The organism is Pseudomonas sp. B10 (assembly GCF_900156235.1).
GTDB lineage: Bacteria > Pseudomonadota > Gammaproteobacteria > Pseudomonadales > Pseudomonadaceae > Aquipseudomonas > Aquipseudomonas siliginis.
This window is the reverse complement of the sequence record NZ_LT707063.1, coordinates 166,789-186,497: the sequence shown is the minus strand read 5'-3', so window position 1 is coordinate 186,497 and position 19,709 is coordinate 166,789. Positions and strand designations below refer to the sequence as shown.

Below are 19,709 nucleotides of genomic sequence, written 5' to 3'. Positions count from 1 at the left end.
GAGCCTCACGACCGAACGGATGTCACACAAACTTCATGATCAAGGAGTAAATCGGCAAAAAAAAACAGCAGCCCGAAGGCTGCTGCCGTTTCATTGCAGTTGAGACAAGGCTTACAAAGGACGACCAATGCCGTTGCAGGCGTTGGCGTTGTTGATGTCCAGGTTATTGCCCGAGGTGTTGGTGATGAAGTTGGCGGTCACAGCGGTTTTCCAGTTGTTGGGAACCGGCGTGAAGCTGTGGGCGACGGTGGCGACGTTGTTGCCCGGGTTGCTGTAGTGGGTGGTCAGGAAGTTGCGCACGGCGGTGGCCACGGCTGCATCTTTGTAGCACTGGCCGAAGATGAAGTTGGTGTAAGCCACAATCGGGTAACCGCTTGCCGGGTTAGGCACGACCGGGGCCCAGCCAGCCGGGTTGGCAGGTGCGCTTGGCACCGGTGCAGTGCTCAGCGCCAGCGTCACGTTAGCGTTGGTTGGCTGGACGCCATTGACGCGGGCAACCACAGCGTTGCTGGTGGCGTTCACGCCGTCCGGACCCACATAGCCGATCGAACCGTCCACGGCGTTCACCGCAGTGGCCACATCAGCGGTGTTGGCTACGCCGACCCAAGTCGATGGCAGCGCGGAACCGGCCGGCAGACGAGCGTTGGTGAAGGTGGAGTTGACGGCGAATTTGCCTGGGCAAACGGCGTTCAGGTGGCGACTGAGGATTTCAGTGGTGCCACTGGACACGCTGCGGTAAACCACACGGATCGGCGTGCTGTCGGCGTTACCCAGCAGAGCGCCCCAAGTGGTGGCGGTGCCCGACAGCGCATCGCACAGTTGAGCGCTGGTCAGGTTAAGCGCGGTCTGACCGGATTTTTTGTACGGAATGGCAACCGAAGTGGCCACCGATGGCAGCTGGATCAGCGGGCCGTACGAAGCACCGAAGTTGGTGGTGTAGGTGCTCAGTTCCGCAGCGCTGAGGATCGAGTCGCTAGCGGCGAAATGCACGGTGCCGGTGGTGCTGAACTGGGCAGCGTTGTTGGTCAGGAAAGCGCTTTTGCCAATGCCGCTACCGGTTACGGCGTAGCTGAAGTTGGCAGGCAGGATGCTGTTGGCAGAACCTTTGTACAGCGCGGCAGGCAGCGAGGCGCCACCACCGGTTACGGCCATGGCCTGGGCGGAAGCCAGAGCGGCGACGGTCAGTGAGGCGGCGATCAGAGTGCGCTTGAACATGAAGAATCTCCTTTTCAACTTGGTTTGGAACACAGGTTTCGGAAGGCTTGCATGACACCGGGAGGGTCCACCGCAGTGGAGCCGCAGGGAGAAATTCGCAGCTTCCGGTGACAGATAAAGGAAAAAACCTCGGGAGCTGCGGGGGGATTTGGGTGCGGATTTCTCGGGTGTTTGCGGTGGGTTGCGGCGCGTCTGGATCGGGGGTTTGGCTGAATCGGGCTGGAGCCGTTGGCGGGTGGTTGCAGATGACAGAATGGAGAACCCGAGGATGGGCGGATTGGGGCTCGGGTGGTAGGCAGACCGGTGAAAGTTATTTGGGAAATTTGTTGGCTGGAATGGCCCAATCGCTGGCAAGCCAGCTCCCACAGGGGTGCAGTGTTGTTAATGCAATCTGGGGTACAACACAAAAACCTGTGGGAGCTGGCTTGCCAGCGATGAGGCCCGACCAGACAACATCAGACTGGGCTACTGCACCAACTGATTGATCTCAATAATCGGCAACAACACCGCCATCACAATCACCAGAACCACCCCGCCCATCACCACAATCATCAGCGGCTCGAGCAAGGCGGTCATGCCCATCGCCCGTCGTTCAATGTCCCGGGAAAGCGTCTGTGCCGCGCGCTCGAGCATCGGTGGCAGCGAGCCGGTTTTCTCGCCGCTGGCGATCAGGTGAATCAGCACCGGCGGGAACACATTCTCCACGCGCAGCGCGGCGGCGAGGTTGACACCTTCTCGCACCTTCGCCGTGGCCTCGCTGACGCTCAGGCTCAAGCGGTCGTTGGACAAGGTCTGCCGCGCCGCTTCCAATGCACGCAATAACGGCACGCCGGCGCCGCCGAGAATTGCCAGCGTGGACGCGAATCGCGCGGTGTTGAGGCCGAGAATGAAACGCCCAAACAGCGGCAACTTCAGCACCCGGTGATGCCAACTCAAACGCGCCGCCGGATTGCGCAAATACAGCCGCCAGCTCCAGAACGCCCCGGTCATCAGCGCCGCACACAACCAGCCCCACGCGCGAATGAAATCACTGGCGGTCAGCATCGCCAGCGTCAGCCCCGGCAAATCCTGCCGCGCCTGAGAAAACGCGCTGACCACCTGCGGCACCACGTAGCTGAGCAGGAAAATCACAATGCCGATCGACACCAGCCCGACCACGCCCGGATAGATGAACGCAGTAAGAATCTTGCCGCGCAGGTTGTTGCGTTCCTCGATGTAATCGGCCAGCCGTTCCATCACCTGCGCCAGATCGCCAGACTCTTCGCCAGCGGCAATCAGCGCGCGGTAAATCTCGGGAAAATCCCGTGGCCGCGACGCCAGCGATTCCGCCAGACGCATGCCGCTGCGCACATCGGCGCGCACGGCGCTGAGGGTCTGGGCGATGTGCTTTTTCTCCGCCTGCTCGACTGTGGCGCTCAGCGCTGCTTCCAATGGCAGGCTGGCGCCGAGCAGGCTCGCCAGTTGCCGCGTGGCCCAGGCGAGGTCGTTGTCGGAGAGTCTGGCGCTGAACAAACCGCCACCGTGTCGGGCGACGTTGCTTTCCTCGTGCACCGACAACGCTGTCAATCCACGTCCGCGCAAGGCACTGAACGCCGCGCTCTGGCTGTCCGCCTCAAGGTGGCCGGACTCGATTTTCCCGGTGGCATCCGCCGCTTCAAAGCGATAGCGATTCATCAGGCGTCCCGTGTCACACGAAGGATTTCTTCCGGCGCGGTGGCACCGCTGCGAATCCAGCGCTCACCGTCCTCACGCAGGCTGAACATGCCCGCTTTCGACGCCGCCGCGCGCAAAGCCTGCTCCCCTGCCCCTTGGTGGATCAGCGTGCGGATGTTGTCGTCGATGCAGAACAATTCGTGGATGCCGGTGCGGCCGCTGTAACCGGTGTGATTGCACGCTGCGCAGCCGACCGGACGCCAGGTGCCGGGCGTGGCCGGATCTTCCTGTTTACACTGATTGCACAGGCGCCGCACCAGACGTTGCGCGAGGACGCCGAGCATGGATGACGCGAGCAAGAACGGTTCGACGCCCATGTCGATCAGGCGATTGACCGCCGACACCGCGTCGTTGGTGTGCAGCGTCGCCAGCACCAGATGCCCGGTGAGCGAGGCCTGCACGGCGATTTGCGCGGTCTCGAGATCGCGGATCTCGCCGATCATGATGATGTCCGGGTCCTGCCGCAGAATCGCCCGCAGCGCGAGGGCAAAGGTCATGTCGATCTTGGCGTTGACCTGAATCTGGCTGATCCCCGGCAGGTCGTATTCCACCGGATCTTCCACGGTGAGGATGTTGCTGGTGCTCGCATCCAGCCGCGCCAGCGCCGCGTAGAGGCTGGTGGTTTTGCCGCTGCCGGTCGGCCCGGTGACCAGGACGATGCCGTGGGGCTGGCGAATCAGGTGATCGAGTTTGGCCAGCACCTGCGCATCCATGCCCAAGGTTTCCAGATGCAGGCGCCCGGCCTGTTTGTCGAGCAGGCGCATCACCACCCGTTCGCCATGGCCGGTGGGCACCGTCGACACACGAATATCGATCGGCCGCCCCGCTACGCGCAACGCGATGCGCCCATCCTGCGGCAGGCGTTTTTCGGCGATATCGAGCTGAGCCATGATCTTGATCCGCGACACCAGCGCACCGTGCAACGCCTTGCGCGGCGAGACCACATCGCGCAGGGTGCCGTCGACGCGGTAGCGCACCACCGAATGGGTTTCGAACGGCTCGATATGAATGTCGCTGGCCTCATCGCGCGCAGCCTGGGTGAGCAAGGCGTTGATCATGCGAATCACCGGCGCGCCGTCCTGGGTGTCGAGCAGGTCGGTGATTTCCGGCATGTCCTGCATCAGCCGATCGAGATCGACCTCGTTTTCCGCAGCCCCCACCACCGCCGCCGCACTGCCGGTGTCGGCGTAAGCGCTGGCGAGCAAACCGTCGAGCTCGTCATCACGCACCCGCTCGAGCCGCGTCGCACCGAACTGCCGACGCACTTCGCTGATCGACCAGCCCGGCGTCGACGGGCACACCGTCAACACGCCATCGCGCAAAAGAATGCGCTGCGCCTTGGCCCAGGCATACGGCAATACACTCATCGCCCACCCTCCCCACAATCCACCGTGGCAATGGGATCTTCTGTGGCAATGGGATCCCTTGTGGCAATGGGATCCTCAGTGGTAATGAGAACCTCTGTGGCGAGGGGATTTATCCCCGTTGGGCTGCGAAGCAGCCCCAAACCTTGAGAACCAGTTTCTCCAGGCAAATCGCGTGTACCGGTTTTACGACTGCTGCGCAGCCGAGCGGGGATGAATCCCCTCGCCACAATCATCATCTCAGTCAAAACCGGGTGCTCCCTTCAATCGGTACCGTGGCAATGGGATCCTCAGTGGCAATGAGATCCTCTGTGGCGAGGGGATTTATCCCCGTTGGGCTGCGAAGCAGACCCAAACCTTGAGAACCAGTTTCTCCAGGCAAATCGCGTGTACCGGTTTTACGACTGCTGCGCAGCCGAACGGGGATAAATCCCCTCGCCACAGTCATCATCTCAGTCAAAACCGGGTGCTCCCTTCAATCGGTACGGCTTTGATCGTGGCGCGTGGGCCTGATGTCGGCCCCGGCGCTGGCACGCCTTGCGCGGCGCTTGGCAGTTGCGGCGCCTGCATGTCGGGCATCGCCCAGCTGCGTTCCGGTTGCAAGCCGCCCTGGGCGCGGCGCATGAAGTCGTAGCGGTTGAGGGTGATGCTGCGCCCGGCTTCGCTGTCGCGGATGATGTACGGGCGCAGGAACACCATCAGGTTGGTCTTGGTGATCGCCCGGCGTTCGTTGCGAAACAGCGCGCCGATGCCCGGTAGGCTGCCCAGCCACGGCACCGCATCATTGCTCTGGCTGTAGCCGTCCTGAAGCAATCCGCCGAGGACCATGATCTGCCCGTCGTCGAGCAGAATGCTGGTATCAATCGCGCGCTTGTTGGTAACGATGCCCGCCGCAGTCACGCTGTTGGACGCGCGCTCATCAATGCTGCTGACTTCCTGATAGATATCCAGCTTCACCGTGCCGCCCTCGGAGATCTGCGGGCGCACGTTGAGCTTGAGGCCGACCTCTTCGCGGGTCACGGTCTGGAACGGGTTGTTGCTGGTGCCCCCACCGCCGGTGACGTAGCTGCCGCTGACAAACGGGATGGTCTGGCCGACAAAAATGCTCGCTGCCTCGTTGTCCAGCGTCAGCAGGTTCGGCGTCGACAGCACGTTGGTGCCGCCCTTGCTCTTCAGCGCCCGCGCCAGCACTTTCAGGTCGAGAATCTTGCCGATGCCGGGAATGTCGACCGTGCCGTTGACGTAGCCAAGGTTCAAACCCTGCGGCAGTACGTCGATGCTGTTCTTGGCCCCCGTGTTGAGACCCGCACCACCCAGATTAGCGCCACCGATCACGCCTTTGCCGCCGAGATCACCGGTCTGCCACTGCACACCGAATTCACTGGCATCATCCTCGCCAACCTCAACGATCAGGCTCTCGATCACCACCTGAGCACGGCGCTGGTCGAGCAGATCGATAACCTCACGCAGATTGCGATACAGCGGTTCCGGCGCGGAAATCAGCAGCGTGTTGGTGGTGGCATCGGCCTGAATCGTCACCCCGCCGGCGCTGAAGGCAACGTTCTGTTCGCTGCTCTGCGTACCGCCACTGCTGCTGCCGCCACCACTACCCTGCGCATAACTGCCGCCGCTTGCGCCGCTGCCAGTCGAGGTCGCCGTGCCAGTGCTCGGCGTATTGCTCTGGCCGTTCTGCCCGGCATTGCCGCCGGTGCTGCTGCCCATTGCGCTGAGCACCGACCGCGCCGCGTCGCTGCTGCCGCTGTCACTCTCGCCGGTGAGCAAACCGCGCAATGCCTGCGCGAGTTTCGCCGCTTGGGCGTTGCGCAGATAAACCACGTGCAGATTGCTCGGATTGCTCTGCGCGTTGTCGAGTTTGTAGATCAGGTTGCGCGCCAGCTCGGTGCGCTCGGGGCTGCCGGCGCGGATGATGATGGTGTTGGAGCGCGGGTCGCCAATCACCGCGATTTTCTGCGTCGGATCGTTGCCCGGCGCGTCGAGCAAGTCGGCCACCATCGGTGCAATGTCGGCAGCGATGCCGTTCTGAATCTGCACCACATCGGTGTCGATCGCGCTCGGCGTGTCGATGCTCTCGATCAACTGCGCGACGCGGGTAAGGTTCTCGGCGTAATCGGTGATGACCACGGTGTTATTACCGGGGTAGGCATTGATCGGATTGTTCGGCGAGACAATCGGACGCAGCACCGGAATCAGGTTCACCGCGTTCTCGTATTGCAGGCGAAACGTGCGGGTGAGCATGCCGTTGCCGGCCGGTTTGTCGGCGCTGTAGATCGGCCCGCCGAGCAGTTTCGCGTCGGCCTCGGGAACCACCTGCGCCACGCCGCCGACATCGACCACGCTGAAGCCTTGCATGCGCAACGCCGCGAGCAGCATGTCGTAGGCCTGACGGGCCGGCACCTGACCTTCCGAGACCAAGGTCAGATTGCCCTTGACCCGTGGATCGACGAGAAACTGCTGCCCGGTGGCCCGCGACAGCGCACGCACCACCGCCTGAATATCCGCCTCGACAAAATTCAGCGTCACCGGTTGCTCGCCCAACGGATTGCGCGGGATCGCATTGCTCGGCGCAACACCAGCACTGCGCCCACGCTGACTGATGTTGTGCAACTGCTTGGGCACCGGCCGCGCCTGAGCCTGCGCCCGTTCGCGATCGGCCACCGCATCGCCGCTGCGCTGGGTGTTGGCCAGCGGGCGCCCGAGTTCGCTGTCGACCAATAGCGGCGGCTGATTCTGCGGCGCCGTGGTGCTGTTGCACGCGCTCAATGCCATCAGCAACAACGGCAGCGCCAGACGTGCCGGTTTGCAGCGTGACTCCTTCATGAAGCTTCCTTAGCGCCCTGCGCCTGATCCATGCGAACGGTGCCTGACAATGTGCCGGCAGTGACTTCGGTCGAGGCCGCGCTTGCGCGTTGCAACTGCGCCTCGACCACCTGCAGAGAAAGTTGTGATGGCTGGCTGAGCAGCCAGTCGAGCAGCGCATCGGCCGGCGCGGCGTCGACATTCAACTGCCACGCGCCGTCCTCCGCCGCGTGTAATTGGTAATGCCCGGCGAGCCCCGCCGCTTGCAGACTTTGCTCCAGCGACTGGTCAACGCTTTGCCCCTGCGGCCGCACATTGACGCTGCGCAACAGCACTTCCAGCGCCTCGGTTTGCGCGCGCAACTTGGGCGTTTTGCTCTGCCAAAAAGTGATCGTGGCCAACGGCGGCTTGACCAGCGTCAGCCAGATCAGCAGACCGACAAGCACCAGCGCCATGCCGGCGACCATGCGTTTCTCACGCAACGCCAACGGCTGCCAACGCGCCTGCAACTGGCTGCTGAAGCGCTGCCAGCGCGCACGGTAAATCGCCAGCGTCGCCCTACTCATCGTCTGCTCCGCTGTCGTCGTCTTCGTTGGTGTTTGCGCTGGATTCATCGCTCGGCCGCAAGGTCCAGCCTGCGTCATCGGCAGTGACGCTGATGCCGGCCTGGGCCAACGTGCTTTGCCAGTCCTTATCGTTGCCGCCACGGTTTGCATCGCTCAGCAAGGCCAGTTGCAAGGCGCCGTCGCGATAGGTCAGGCGCTCGACACTGCCGGCCATGAACGGCATGCCGGTGCCGGCCTGCAACACCAGTCGATTGAAGTTCTGCGCCGGGTCATCGACCGCGCCTTTTTGCCGCTGCTCCAGTTGCTGACGGGCCTGTTGCAGCGGGTTGAGAATCACCGGCAATTCGGGAAACGCCTGCTTCACCCGCTGACTCATCTGCGCCTTGAGCTGCTGGCCCTGCCGAGCTTCGCGAGCGGCGTACAGATTCAGGCCGACCACCCAGACTGCCACAGCCAAAGCCACACACCCGACAGCACGACCCCAGCCACGTTGCTCGCCGCCGCTTTGCTGCAGACCACCGTGCAAACCCCAACCGGGCAATGGACCGATCCAGCGTTGTGTCGCGTCAGCTGCGAACGATGCCTCATCAACTTCGTCACCGAGCAACGGCTCAACCTGCGCGTTATTCAGACTCTCGCGCCGGAGCCAATGACCGTCCGCCACACAAGCAACACCCCCCGGCAGCACCGGCAGGCTGTACGGCGCCGGATACAAACCGCGCAAACTCAAACCCGCTTGCTTGAGCACCGCAGCCAGACCCTGCAAATGCTGGCGCGAAACCCAGGCAATCTGCACCTGCCCGCTCGCATCGCGAGGGCTGTGGCCGATATGCATCTGGCTGCTGTCGCCGAGCATCAACGCCTGTGCCGCGCATTGAACAGCGGCCGCCGTTTTGTTCGCGGGCAGCGGCGGTAGATCAATGCTGGCGAGCAGGCTGTCGGCCGGATGCAGAAAGCACAACAGCGGTGGTTGCTTCGGCCGTTGCCCCAACTGACTCAAAGTGAGCCGTTCCTCACGACTGACCTGCCCCTGACGATCCAGCCAGGCGCAACTCACTTCGCTGTGCAACTCCAGCTCCGCCAGCGGCGGCAACGCGACGCGCAACTGGCTCATGCGCCCACCCGCGACCAGATCACCTGCGGCAGCCGATCCTCACTGCGGTGCAGCAAAGCGTCGAGACTGACCCGGCGCTGATCCCGCCGCGCCTCACCGCGCAAACGAAACCAGTCACTGGTGATGCCAACTTTGACGCTGCTCACTTCCAACTGCGGCATGCGCAAGCGGTTCACAAAATCGCCGCGATTGATAAACCAGCGCCCGGCGTCACGCTCGGCAATCAACGCCGTCGCCCGCTCCAGCGAAAGCCCCGGCACATGCGCCGCCAGCACCTGCGCCGTGGCGGTGTTGCCGTTGATCCACGTCGTCGCCGGAATCACCGTCACGTACGGCGCCAGTTGGCCGAGCAGCGCATCGGTGATGCCTTCGACGCTGCGCAAATCATCCAGCGTGCGCAGCATCGGCACCTTCGGCGGTTGCGGTTTGTGATCGGCATCCGGCGAAGTGGCGCGGCCACTGTCGAAACCGGCTTTGCCCGTCGCACCAATCTGCGCATTCAGCAGATGCGGATACCCGGCAATCACTCGCTGGCGGATGCGCTGGCTGACAACGCCACTCACGCCGATCAGCTCGCACAAACGCGCGAACGCCTGCACCTGCGCCTCATCGATGCGCTCATTGGCGACCAGATTGCGCAGGTTGAACTTGCCCTGCTCGTCCTCCAGCCGCCCGGCAAAACCCGCCGCCAACAACGGCTGCGCCCAAGGCTGATCGCGCCGGGTCAACGGATCACGCAGGCGCGCATCCCAGAGCAACTGCCGGCTGATCTCCAGACCACCCTGCGCCAGCCAACGCCCCTGCACCCGCTGCTGATCGGCCTCCAGCGCCCGGGTCGCCACGCTCTGACGCGTCAACATCCCCGCCGCAATCACCGCCACCACGGCGGCGATCAACAGCGCGCTGATAATCGCCATGCCCCGTTGCTTCGCCCCGTTGAGCGAACCTGTGTTCACGGCCGGCCTTACAACTGCCAGGAACCGATATCGGCATTCACGCCATCGCCGTCAGGCTGGCCATCGGCGCCGAGGGAAAAGATATCGACCTCACCATTCGCGCCCGGGTTGAGGTACTGATAAGGCCGGCCCCACGGGTCATTCGGCAAACGCTCCAGGTACGAACGCCAGTTGCTGTTCTTCGCATCCGCCGGCCGCTCGACCAACACCTTCAACCCCTGATTCATGCTCGGATACGTGCCGTGATCGAGGCGATACAACTTCAACGCCTGCATCAACCCACCAATATCCTGCTTCGCCGCCGTCGCCCGCGCCTGATCCGGCCGGTCGAGCACCTTGGGCACCACCATCGCCGCCAGAATCCCCAGAATCACCACCACCACCATGATCTCGATCAAGGTAAAACCCTGCTGCCCACGCGGCATGCGCGGCGACTGACTGAGCGTGTTCAAAGGTGCGATATCCATCTCGACATTCCCTGGCTTGATCCGAATTCGACGCGCAGTGTTGCAAGAAGATATGTCAGGGATGTTGAAAATCCTCGGGTGTTTCCGTCGTCAAGCCGTCAAGGACGGGGGTTAGCGTCGAGGGCTGGGTTTTGCTTTTGGGCCATGTATGCGCGCGCAAACGCGAGAGGAAGGATTCACCCTGATTGAAGTGCTGGTGGCACTGGCGATCATCGCCGTCGCCATGTCCGCCGCCGTGCGAGTGGCAGGGTTGATGACGCAGAGTAATGGGGTGTTGCGGGATCGATCGATTGCGCTGATCGCCGCGCAGAGCCGGATGGCTGAGTTGCGTCTGGAAGGGCGATTACCGAATGGGATGAAGGCTGTTGAATGTGATCAAGGACGGCTTATGTTGCGCTGCGAACAGGTGATCGCCAGCGCAGAGAATGGGCGACTGCTCAGGATTGGAATCCAAGTATTTGACCGCAACCAGGATGCGCCGCCATTGGCCAGGTTGGAAACCTTACTGACCCGCCCACCGTAGGAGCTGCCGAAGGCTGCGATCTTTTGATCTTCCCTCCCGCAACAAACACAAATCCCCCTGTGGGAGCGAGCCTGCTCGCGAAGGCGCCAGCCCAAACAACAAATCAACCCGCTGGCGCCCCGCACATCACATCACCCCGCCACCTCCAAATTATCCATCACCCGATTCACCGCCAGCTCCCCCAACATGATCAGTTGAGCAACCCCCAACAGCGCCCGCCGCTGCGGCGCTGGCAGCAAACTGGAAATGTCCTGAGCAATCGTCTTGGCCGAAGCAAGCGTTTCACTTGCATCAGCCAGCAGTTCTTCATTCTTGGTATCCGCCGTCACCGCATACATCCCACGCGCCTTGCGCGGCGGAGGCAGGAGATTGTTTGGTGACAGGTAATGATCGAGCGCGCGGTCGGCGGCTTCGTGGAGCTTGTTTGAATCGAGGGATTCGTAGGGAGAAGTGGGGTCGGTTTCGGGCGGGTTGGGTGTTGGTTTGATCATGAGTGAATCTCCAAATCATAGAAAAGGAGCCATCATCTTTTCGCTACCAAACGAAGGGGGTGGTGGCCATACGAAGGTTGGTAGACCGGTGACTTGGAAAACCGGCGCGCCCGAAGACGCCCTGCGCATGGCCACCATAAAGCAACAGCCCCTGAAAGGACTGAATCGGGTGACGCAATGCGCCAAGTCTAAGCCGGGCTACCAAACCCGATCGCTGATTCGTCAGCGACCCGACCACAATAGAACCCGCCCCCAAGGCGCACAAGCCGGCGGATTCTGGCGCAGCTGTAGGCAAAGGCGCAAGGATGTGTAGCCTGGGAGCGTGACTGGAGATGTCTTTTTAAACGCTGGTGTTTATGAGCTGAATTTGCGTTACGTCACGATTGGAGTTTCGTTCCGTAAATCACTGCAAAGCTGTATTTCATACGTGAAAACGAGTGCAGCTATCGACCAAAAGTGGACCTTGGATGTCGCAAATCTAAATTGAGAAGCGATCAAGCACTGGCAACCTAGCTTGACGCGCGCGAGTCGCGTTACCACATCGCCGCGCATCAACTCATGCATACTCAGCGCCATAAGCAAAAATGACTTCTTCCTGTGATTTAACGGTGCATAGCTGCCTTCTGCGCATCGCCTCTACCTGATCGGGTGCCCTAGCCTTACTCGATATCATTCTGCTAGCATCTCAAAAAAAACCGTAGCACATACAAGTACGTTAATAAGCGAACGATAAAAGTGCGACGTAAATAAATTCAGTCGAAAGCATTGGAGCTTTCAAGATTTCATCAAAGGATTAAAGGGATGTGGGAAATTAAGTTTCACGAGGAAGCTAGATCGCTTGATGGCCCGAATCAAGTTTTAATATATGCGACTGGATCGGGTTGGAATGATTTCGGATATACGTTGCGTGTAAATGTGAGAGTTTTGGTTAACGGCTTACTCACAGATATACCAGCACGACTACTGCCATTTGTGGAAGATACGCCTCAACCTTCAGTAACCGAATGGATAAAATACCTACGATCTGCGAATACAGACGAAACAAAATGGAAAACCCCCAATAAAATCTTCCCCAACTATTCACTAGTTTTTGCTTCCCAACAAAGCTACAGCGATCTTGCCGGCAAAATACCAAGAGCGGATTTTGATAGCCTTCTAACTTCCATACAAGAAATAAATGCCAACTTACATGCCGGAAATCTTAGCTCTAGCACATACGCTAAAATCATCGAAACTCAGCAATTCAAGGTTGCTGTACTTAGGGATCTAGGTCCATATAAGGCTTTTCGCTTTGGTTATAAATCAGCGTTTCGCAGACAACCGCTAGTAGAAGCTAAAATCCCTTTTAGCTTTTCAACGAAGTTACAGGGTTTTCAAAACAAACACATAATTGGCTTTCCGTATCACGAGATAGAGTTTATCCCTGATAGAATTCATTGCCTTATTGGAGTGAACGGGGTCGGAAAAACAAGGTACCTTAATAATCTAGTATTGGGAATAGCTGCCAAGCTGAACTCGGATTTACCAGAGGAACAAAGATCTGAGCTGTATGACATAAATGATAAGACAACGAGCGCATCGAACTTAGGAATAGATGAATCGGATTGGATGCAACTTCCTTCGTACAGTAGAATAATAGTCTACTCATCAGACCCTGGAAATATTTTTCCTCGCACTACCAATCTCGCAGGGCCTCTCGATTATCAATATTTTGATATCGGCCTGGACAGTTCGGAAACTCTTCCACGATTGCTTGTTGACATAATACGAAACGAAGCTGACTTAATTGGCACTGAAAGTCGATTTATATTATTAAAAAAAATCCTCCAAAAAGTTATACCTTCGGCGCAGTTACTAGTCCCTATACTTGCAGAGGCCACTAGCACGTCATACATAATTGACGAGGCAGGCAATCAATGGGCAGGGATTAACGCGATCAGAGGAGGAGAAATGAGATTGCTGGAGATCTTGGGCGATATCGATTTTTCGCGCGATCTAGCATTCAGGGCAGATGAAAACCTAGCAGTTCCTCTAAGTAGCGGGCAGAAAATGTATTTTCGGTTTGCAACACATTTCCTAACATCTGCAAACCAAGGCACCATTGTATTAATTGACGAACCAGAAACCCATCTTCACCCGAATCTTGTAACCGAATTCATGAACCTGCTTTATATGGTTCTCAAAGCAACATCCTCCGTCGCGTTAATTGCGACTCACTCTGCATATGTCGTCCGCGAAGTACCTTCACACTGCGCGCACGTAATAAAAACAGACAATTCAAAAAACGTAAGTGTTGAGAGGGTATATATGAATACTCTTGGCGCGAGCGTAACCGCATTATCAAACTCAGTCTTCGGAGATAGCTTAATTACATCGTTTCACAGTAAAATAGCTTCTGAGATTGCGGACTCCTCTTTGAACCTTAACGAAATAGTGGATAGATATAATGGGTTTTTAAGCATGGATATGCTTGTAAAAATAAGAGAGCTAATGAAGCATCAAGGAGAATGACATTGAGATCCCTCTCCTATAAACGAATTTTCGATAGAACTATACTTGAAAGCGTCCTCGCCCATTACACAAGCCTGGTTGGAATTAGCGAGCAAATAAAAAACTCCTATCGTCAATATGTGTTAAAAAAAGGATCGCCCTCGATTGTCCCCATTGAGGTGAGTGAAGCGCAGCGTGGAGATTTTGAAAATGCCTACTCCAATAAACCAGTGAGCGCGGGTCTTAACTGGATCTCAGAGCTTTATATTAATGGGCTCAACAGTTGCCCATTCTGTGGAGGTGACGGTGCACGGACAATTGAGCATTATTTACCCCAAGCATCATATCCGGAGTTTTCAGTTTACAGCCTAAATCTGTTGCCGTCCTGCGGGAGCTGCAATAGCAAAAGAAACTCGTTAAATGCTCATGGAGCTACTACGAGCCCCCTTCATCCTTATTTCGACAAACAGATATTAAAGAAACTAGATGTTTACACTGTTGTAAACTTTGATTGTGGCATTATCGGCTTTCACCTTACATACGACCGCACACCGTTTAATGATGAGGAACAGCTGCGCATTGACTACCATATCGAAATTTCATTAGATGAAACCTCCTACATTAATAGAACACTAGATTCATTGGAAACGCTGAGAATTTCTGCAGAGAAATATAATTCAGCCACAGAATTTCGCAAGCAAGTAATTGATGATCAAATTTATATAAGCGAGAGAAAAAAAGATTACAACTCTTGGCACCACGCTCTTTGCAAGGGTCTCGCTGCTCTCTCGAACGATAATTTACACGCGATCTTTGGAGATTCATTTAATTTACGCGCGCCCCCTCCATCGAATGAATCCGACTAAGACAGGAAGGTTTTGCCATGTTAAATATATAAAGCTGACTTAGGCCTTTGGAAAGCGGCTTGGTCAGCGTGAGTGTCTCAATCGTCTCATCTCCACACACGTTGACTACAGTGGGCATTTCGGACCGGTCGATTATTAAGTATCGGAAAACGCGGATTGATTAGGTCGGAAGGACAAATCAGGTCCTTTCGTCATATTTACTCACGCGGCAGCCCGATCAGGTTGTCGTCTAACTTTATTAGGATCACATAAATATGCCGACTACCCTCTCGTGCATTGTTTGTCACAGCAGTAAGACCTCGGCAGTAGCCCATATTGTTCCCGAGTTGTGAGATGGGACAAATGCCCCGATAGGAGGACCGGATTACCTGTGATCGCTGCAATCAATACTTTGGGCAAAAAATTGAGTCTAAGGCACTGCATAGCTTTCCATTTAACGGCTATCGTCTTCTACAAGGAGTGCCCTCGAAGAAGGGACGCTTCGTTCGGATGGATACCTTGCGTGGGAAAGTGGAGGCATCCAGAGCGCCCAGAATTATTTAACTGGAATCGCGAAGCTATCAACTACGAAATCTAGTTAAAACAAGGCGGGTACCCAGCTTCATCTGATAGCCGAAGTCTCAGAACCATTCGCAGTGGCTCGTATGCTACTGAAGATTAGACTTGAATAATTAGGGAAGCACTTTTATAACGTGGCAGTCTCGAGCCGTATGGAAAAAGCTCGTGCTTTCGCTCGAAGACCGGAGAGAGGCGATACGTGGTGGCTTATTCTTTGTACTAATCCGAGCGAGATACTCGACACGAAAGTTCAAGGCGAAGTTCCCATTGAGATAAGGGAGCAAGAGGCGGGAGACTTTTCGGCCATGCATCTCCATAGAGTTACAACTATAGCCCCGCGGAAAAAGACAGCTTTGCCGCTAATTTCGGCAAGCTTGCCGGAGCCTCGTCATTCGAGCTATATACTAATGACCGAAAGGAAATTGATTTTTTCTGATCTGGGAAAACTCCTAAAATTATCAAACCATCAAACACTGAACGTATGCATTCTTACTATTCTGGAGATGTCAGATTTAAGAGATCTTTTATTGTAGTTATGGAGCTTCATCTTCATCATAAACTCATCATCCCGATGCTCCTTATTTAGAATAGCCCTTTCTATCAACCTTTCACTCCAATAGTCTCGCGGACATTCGGATAACTTTGCCCAGTCTGTCTTTCCGCCCCTCGCTATGTCGACTGCCTCGGCTAGAATCGCAAAACATGCCTGCTTGGCTAAACCCGAGTCAAAACCTAACTTCGTCGCAGCCGAATTCCAAGCTGAAGCTCTATAACGATATTTGCCTTCCCTCAAAAGCAGCATTGTTGCAATTTGATCTGCATTCAAACCATATGCTTTCATTGCGTCAAGATAGCCAAAAGTGTAAACCCCCTTGATTGCATTCTTACAGTAAAGACAGGTCCGAAGTGCAACATAAAGAATATCGCAGAGCCAAAGCTCGCCAAGTGCGCTATTAGGAAACCACTCCAAACTTGTTACAGCCCGCGCGGTTTCTTTATATAGAGTGCGAACTTGCCTAACAGACGGGCGAAATCCGCGAAACTCTTCAAACAAAGATTCGTCACCATCGATAAAAATACCATCGACGTCCAAATGCGTAAGAAATAGGGAACCTTTAGAGCGCATCCGTCTCATAGTCTCCAAGGAGTAAAAGGCCAGCTCGCCATATTTCTCGACAAGCAGGCTAAAGGCTGGCGAGCTACCCGACCAGATGCAAATCACATCTACATCGCTATGAAGGTTAGCATCACCCCTAGCAGTAGATCCACACTGTATTATGGAAAATGCCACTACTTTACAATCCTCTTTACAATGATTGCGGTAACTACTGCACACCAAGCAATTGATGAAAGAAGCAAAACTATTGTAATTACCATGGGAGCAAGCTCATGACGCGGCGTGATCTCGCCATACCCAACCGTCGTCAGTGATACAACTGTAAAATACAAGGTCTCAAAAAACGTTCCATTCTCAGATTTTACATTTCCATCAAGAAGCCAAGCGAATCCGAGAATTGAAACTAGCGTCATAAAAAGAGTGTTCTTAATTCCGTAACCATGCCCTAACAAATAATCAAACAACAACCCCTTTAGAAATCTATAAATTTCCGGGTAATTTCCATAGAGATATTGATACCTACGGTAAAACTGAAATTTCCGATCAGAATGCATTGCAAACTCTTCTTGATGCATACTCTTGGAGTTATTGTACACTGACTGAAAAAGCCCAGCATTGACATTCGCTCTAAACCAATGCCATTCTTTGCTGAAAATGAAAGACCTTGGATCTATATAGGTGTCCTTAAACCTTGCTTTGTAAAAGAAGCACTCGCGAAATTCGCAGTCATGAAACTCGACCCCCACGAACGCCGCCCCATTGAACATACAGCCGACAAATATACAATTTTTAAATGTAAATTCCTCTATGATCTTGTGTGAAAAAATACACTTCGTGAAAGTTTTTCCTGACACCTGTCTTTCTTTAGGCGTTATTGAATCAAAATCAAAGTTTATAAAGCAAAATGAAATTTCAGGAGAGCTAGGCAAACTCTTGATGGATATCGTCTGGGTGATTTCTTCAGAGATGCCAAAACCTCCACCACCGTTTGGGACAACATGAACTTTAATTTTTTGTAATAACTTAACCGCCACCCCATTAAACATTCTCCGACCCTTTTCGTTATTTTTCATTCTGGAACTTTCCCGAACTCACTCGCGTTTCAGTAAAAGTGTGGCACCAAGCCCCTGCGAATTATATTCAAAACAATGCACACAGGCTCCTAGCATAATATGAACTTTCTTGCTATCAGGCCAGCCTCTTAGAGTGCTCACGCTGCTAAAAAGGTTGGGAAATATCAAACTGGAAGAATTTTGGATAGCTAAATGTCAGACAGTCAACCATACACGCAGGGATAACACCATCTGAGGCTCTGAGCCTTGACGTCATTGGTATATTTATGGCGAGCGACTGGATACGTGCCAATCCTTCAAGTTAGCGATTTATTTATGCCTTCTTGGAACCCGTTGTCACGGGGCAACCCTCCACGAACACTCTTCATTTTTCGGTCTTGTTTCACGTAGAAGCACTTGAATCAATTGTATTGGAGGCAAGGTCCCAATCGAGACGGTATTGTGACCAGATCCACAACTCACGGCCTCACCAACCTCGGCAAAACCACCCCCTCCCCCAACCTCTCAACCCCCAACCGCACCCTCTCCCCACCTCGCTCAATCACCACCCCATCCCCCTCAACCCCCACCAACTTCACCCCAACCCCAACCTTCTCCCCCACCAAGAAACTCCGCGGCGCGCCATCATTCAAACTCAATATCGCCACCGTCCCACTCCCCCCCGCGATCACCCCGCTCACCTTGATATCCACCGGCGCGGTCTCATTGGAAAACCACTGCAACGCCGGGCTGTCAGTCTTCGCCGCGAGCACTTGCGGGGCGGCTGCGGGTGTGTGGGATTCCGCCGTGGTCAGCAGCAGCGACGACCATGTCGCGACGCCCACCAGGGCGGCGAGCAGGGCCAGGGCCTGGACGGTTTGCGCCGGGGTAATCCGTGGGGTGAATTTCATGGGTTGTCGCTCCTTGTTGTCCCTGTTGCCAGCCTACGCGGCAATTCTCTCCGTTTTATTTCACATGCCTTACATGTTCGCCGGGCACGATGGGGTGGGACGCCAAGGAGCGCGTGGGTGATGAGCAGGCAGCAGGGTTTTACGTTGATCGAGTTGATGGTGGTGCTGGTGATTATTGGCATTGCCAGTGCGGCGATCACTTTGAGTATCCGGCTCGATCCGTTGCAGTTGTTGCGCAAGGATGCCGAGCGGGTTGCGCAGTTGTTGCAGGTGGCGCAGGCCGAGGCTCGCGCGGATGGGCGGCCGATTGTGTGGGTGGCGGATGCCAAGGGGTTTCGGTTTGGGCGGCGTGGGGATGATGGCGTGGGGTTTGAGTCGTTCAAGGAGGATGCGCAGTTGCGCCCGCGTGCGTGGCAGAGCCCGAAGGTCGAGGTGCGTGTAGAGCCCCGGCAGACGGTGGTGCTGAATGCCGAGTGGATCAATCCGCCGTTGCGGCTGATTTTGTCTGATGGGGCCAATCGGCTGAGTGTGCTGCGCGATGGCAGTGGGCGGATCAGTATTCAATGAAGACTCAGCAAGGGTTCACTCTGATTGAGGTGATGGTCGCGATTCTGCTGATGGCGGTGGTGAGTCTGATTGCCTGGCGCGGATTGGACAGTGTGACGCGGGCAGACAGTCATTTGCAGGCGAGTAGTGAGCAGAGCGATGGGTTGTTGCGGGTGTTGAATCAGTTGCAGCGCGATGTGGACATGCGCGCGGGGGTCGAGTTGAGTGAGCCGCGCAAGGTCGGGGCTGAGGATGAGGCGCCGACCGCGCCGCCGGCGGTGACGGTGCGCAGTAGTGACAGCAAGGGGTTTCGGCTGGACATTATTCGTAGCGCGGCGGATCAGCCGGGGGCGTTGCAGCGTGTTCGGTGGTGGGTCAAGGGGGATACGTTGTATCGGGCGGTGGCTGAGGCGCGAAGTCGCTATCCGTTGCCGGCGCCTGGGAATGGGGTTGCGGTGTTGAGTGAGGTGAGTGATGTGCAGGTGCGGGTTTGGGAGGTGGATAAGGGATGGCGGCAGTTGAGTGGCAATCGGCGGGAGGATCCGTTGGGGTTGGAGATTCAGTTGAGTCGGCAGACGGCGCAGGGGGTTGAGCGGTATCGGCAGGTGATTGGGTTGTTGCAATAGCCGGGATCACCGCAGCTTTTTTGTAGGAGTGAGCCTGCTCGCGATTGCGGTGGGTCAGTCAATGTTGTTGTTACTGGTAGACCGCTTTCGCGAGCAGGCTCGCTCCCACAATTGGGTTGGGGGCGGTCAGTTGCAGGTTGGTTGGCTGTTAGGCCGTCATCGCTGGCAAGCCAGCTCCCACAGGGATCGAGTGCGACCGGAAGATATTGGTCAGCTGGTAGACCGCTTTCGCGAGCAGGCTCGCTCCCACAGTTGGGTTGGGGGCAGTCAGTAGCAGGTTGGGTGGCTGTTAGGCCGTTATCGCTGGCAAGCCAGCT

The 19,709-nt window shown here is 56.3% G+C and carries 17 protein-coding genes; 5 read left to right on the top strand and 12 right to left on the bottom strand.

Going from position 1 to position 19,709, the window contains the following annotated elements; genetic code table 11:
• Positions 1-111: 111 nt before the first annotated feature.
• The 8 genes from BXA01_RS00880 to gspG form a co-directional block, all read right to left on the bottom strand.
• Positions 112-1,215: a substrate-binding domain-containing protein gene (locus tag BXA01_RS00880; RefSeq protein WP_076562612.1), complete on the bottom strand. Its 1,104-nt coding sequence runs from the start codon at positions 1,213-1,215 to the stop codon at positions 112-114.
• A gap of 465 nt (positions 1,216-1,680) precedes the next feature.
• Positions 1,681-2,889, bottom strand: a complete 1,209-nt coding sequence (gene gspF / locus BXA01_RS00875) for a type II secretion system inner membrane protein GspF (protein WP_076562610.1) — start codon at positions 2,887-2,889, stop codon at positions 1,681-1,683.
• Complete coding sequence (gene gspE / locus BXA01_RS00870) at positions 2,889-4,295, bottom strand: type II secretion system ATPase GspE (protein ID WP_076562608.1); 1,407 nt, start codon at positions 4,293-4,295, stop codon at positions 2,889-2,891. The genes gspF and gspE overlap by 1 nt, the downstream gene beginning before the upstream one ends.
• A gap of 453 nt (positions 4,296-4,748) precedes the next feature.
• Entirely contained in the window at positions 4,749-7,130 is a 2,382-nt protein-coding gene (gspD, locus tag BXA01_RS00865) for a type II secretion system secretin GspD (protein WP_076562606.1), read from the bottom strand.
• Entirely contained in the window at positions 7,127-7,675 is a 549-nt protein-coding gene (gene gspM, locus BXA01_RS00860) for a type II secretion system protein GspM (protein WP_076562605.1), read from the bottom strand. The genes gspD and gspM overlap by 4 nt, the downstream gene beginning before the upstream one ends.
• Positions 7,668-8,789, bottom strand: a complete 1,122-nt coding sequence (gspL, locus tag BXA01_RS00855) for a type II secretion system protein GspL (protein WP_076562603.1) — start codon at positions 8,787-8,789, stop codon at positions 7,668-7,670. The genes gspM and gspL overlap by 8 nt, the downstream gene beginning before the upstream one ends.
• Positions 8,786-9,706: a type II secretion system minor pseudopilin GspK gene (gene gspK / locus BXA01_RS00850; RefSeq protein ID WP_076562601.1), complete on the bottom strand. Its 921-nt coding sequence runs from the start codon at positions 9,704-9,706 to the stop codon at positions 8,786-8,788. The genes gspL and gspK overlap by 4 nt, the downstream gene beginning before the upstream one ends.
• Before the next feature lie 47 nt (positions 9,707-9,753).
• Positions 9,754-10,212, bottom strand: a complete 459-nt coding sequence (gene gspG / locus BXA01_RS00845) for a type II secretion system major pseudopilin GspG (RefSeq protein WP_076562599.1) — start codon at positions 10,210-10,212, stop codon at positions 9,754-9,756.
• Between the two features lie 148 nt (positions 10,213-10,360).
• Between gspG and gspI the strand changes: the two genes are divergently transcribed.
• Positions 10,361-10,735, top strand: coding sequence for a type II secretion system minor pseudopilin GspI (gene gspI, locus BXA01_RS00840; protein WP_076562597.1), 375 nt, complete (start codon positions 10,361-10,363; stop codon positions 10,733-10,735).
• A 131-nt stretch (positions 10,736-10,866) separates the two neighbouring features.
• Here the strand turns inward: gspI and BXA01_RS00835 are convergent, their stop codons facing one another.
• A complete protein-coding gene (locus tag BXA01_RS00835) occupies positions 10,867-11,226 on the bottom strand; it encodes a DUF6124 family protein (RefSeq protein WP_016774969.1) in 360 nt (119 codons plus the stop codon).
• 801 nt (positions 11,227-12,027) lie between these two features.
• On the opposite strand from BXA01_RS00835, the gene BXA01_RS26835 reads away from it, so the two are divergent.
• Positions 12,028-13,737, top strand: a complete 1,710-nt coding sequence (locus tag BXA01_RS26835) for an AAA family ATPase (protein ID WP_083957525.1) — start codon at positions 12,028-12,030, stop codon at positions 13,735-13,737.
• Positions 13,738-13,739: 2 nt separating this feature from the next.
• Positions 13,740-14,582, top strand: coding sequence for a hypothetical protein (locus BXA01_RS26885; RefSeq protein ID WP_157115942.1), 843 nt, complete (start codon positions 13,740-13,742; stop codon positions 14,580-14,582).
• Between the two features lie 1,024 nt (positions 14,583-15,606).
• Here the strand turns inward: BXA01_RS26885 and BXA01_RS00820 are convergent.
• From BXA01_RS00820 to BXA01_RS00810, 3 genes are all read right to left on the bottom strand, one after another.
• On the bottom strand, positions 15,607-16,431 hold the full coding sequence (locus BXA01_RS00820) for a hypothetical protein (protein ID WP_076562591.1): 825 nt from the start codon (positions 16,429-16,431) through the stop codon (positions 15,607-15,609).
• Entirely contained in the window at positions 16,431-17,330 is a 900-nt protein-coding gene (locus BXA01_RS00815) for an ion channel (RefSeq protein WP_076562590.1), read from the bottom strand. The genes BXA01_RS00820 and BXA01_RS00815 overlap by 1 nt, the downstream gene beginning before the upstream one ends.
• 458 nt (positions 17,331-17,788) lie before the next feature.
• Complete coding sequence (locus BXA01_RS00810) at positions 17,789-18,220, bottom strand: type II secretion system protein N (RefSeq protein WP_076562588.1); 432 nt, start codon at positions 18,218-18,220, stop codon at positions 17,789-17,791.
• A gap of 120 nt (positions 18,221-18,340) precedes the next feature.
• On the opposite strand from BXA01_RS00810, the gene BXA01_RS00805 reads away from it, so the two are divergent.
• Entirely contained in the window at positions 18,341-18,787 is a 447-nt protein-coding gene (locus BXA01_RS00805; RefSeq protein WP_076562586.1) for a GspH/FimT family pseudopilin, read from the top strand.
• Positions 18,784-19,392 carry a prepilin-type N-terminal cleavage/methylation domain-containing protein gene (locus BXA01_RS00800; protein WP_076562584.1) on the top strand — a complete coding sequence of 203 codons (609 nt, stop codon included), beginning with the start codon at positions 18,784-18,786 and terminating at the stop codon, positions 19,390-19,392. The genes BXA01_RS00805 and BXA01_RS00800 overlap by 4 nt, the downstream gene beginning before the upstream one ends.
• Positions 19,393-19,709: the final 317 nt, after the last annotated feature.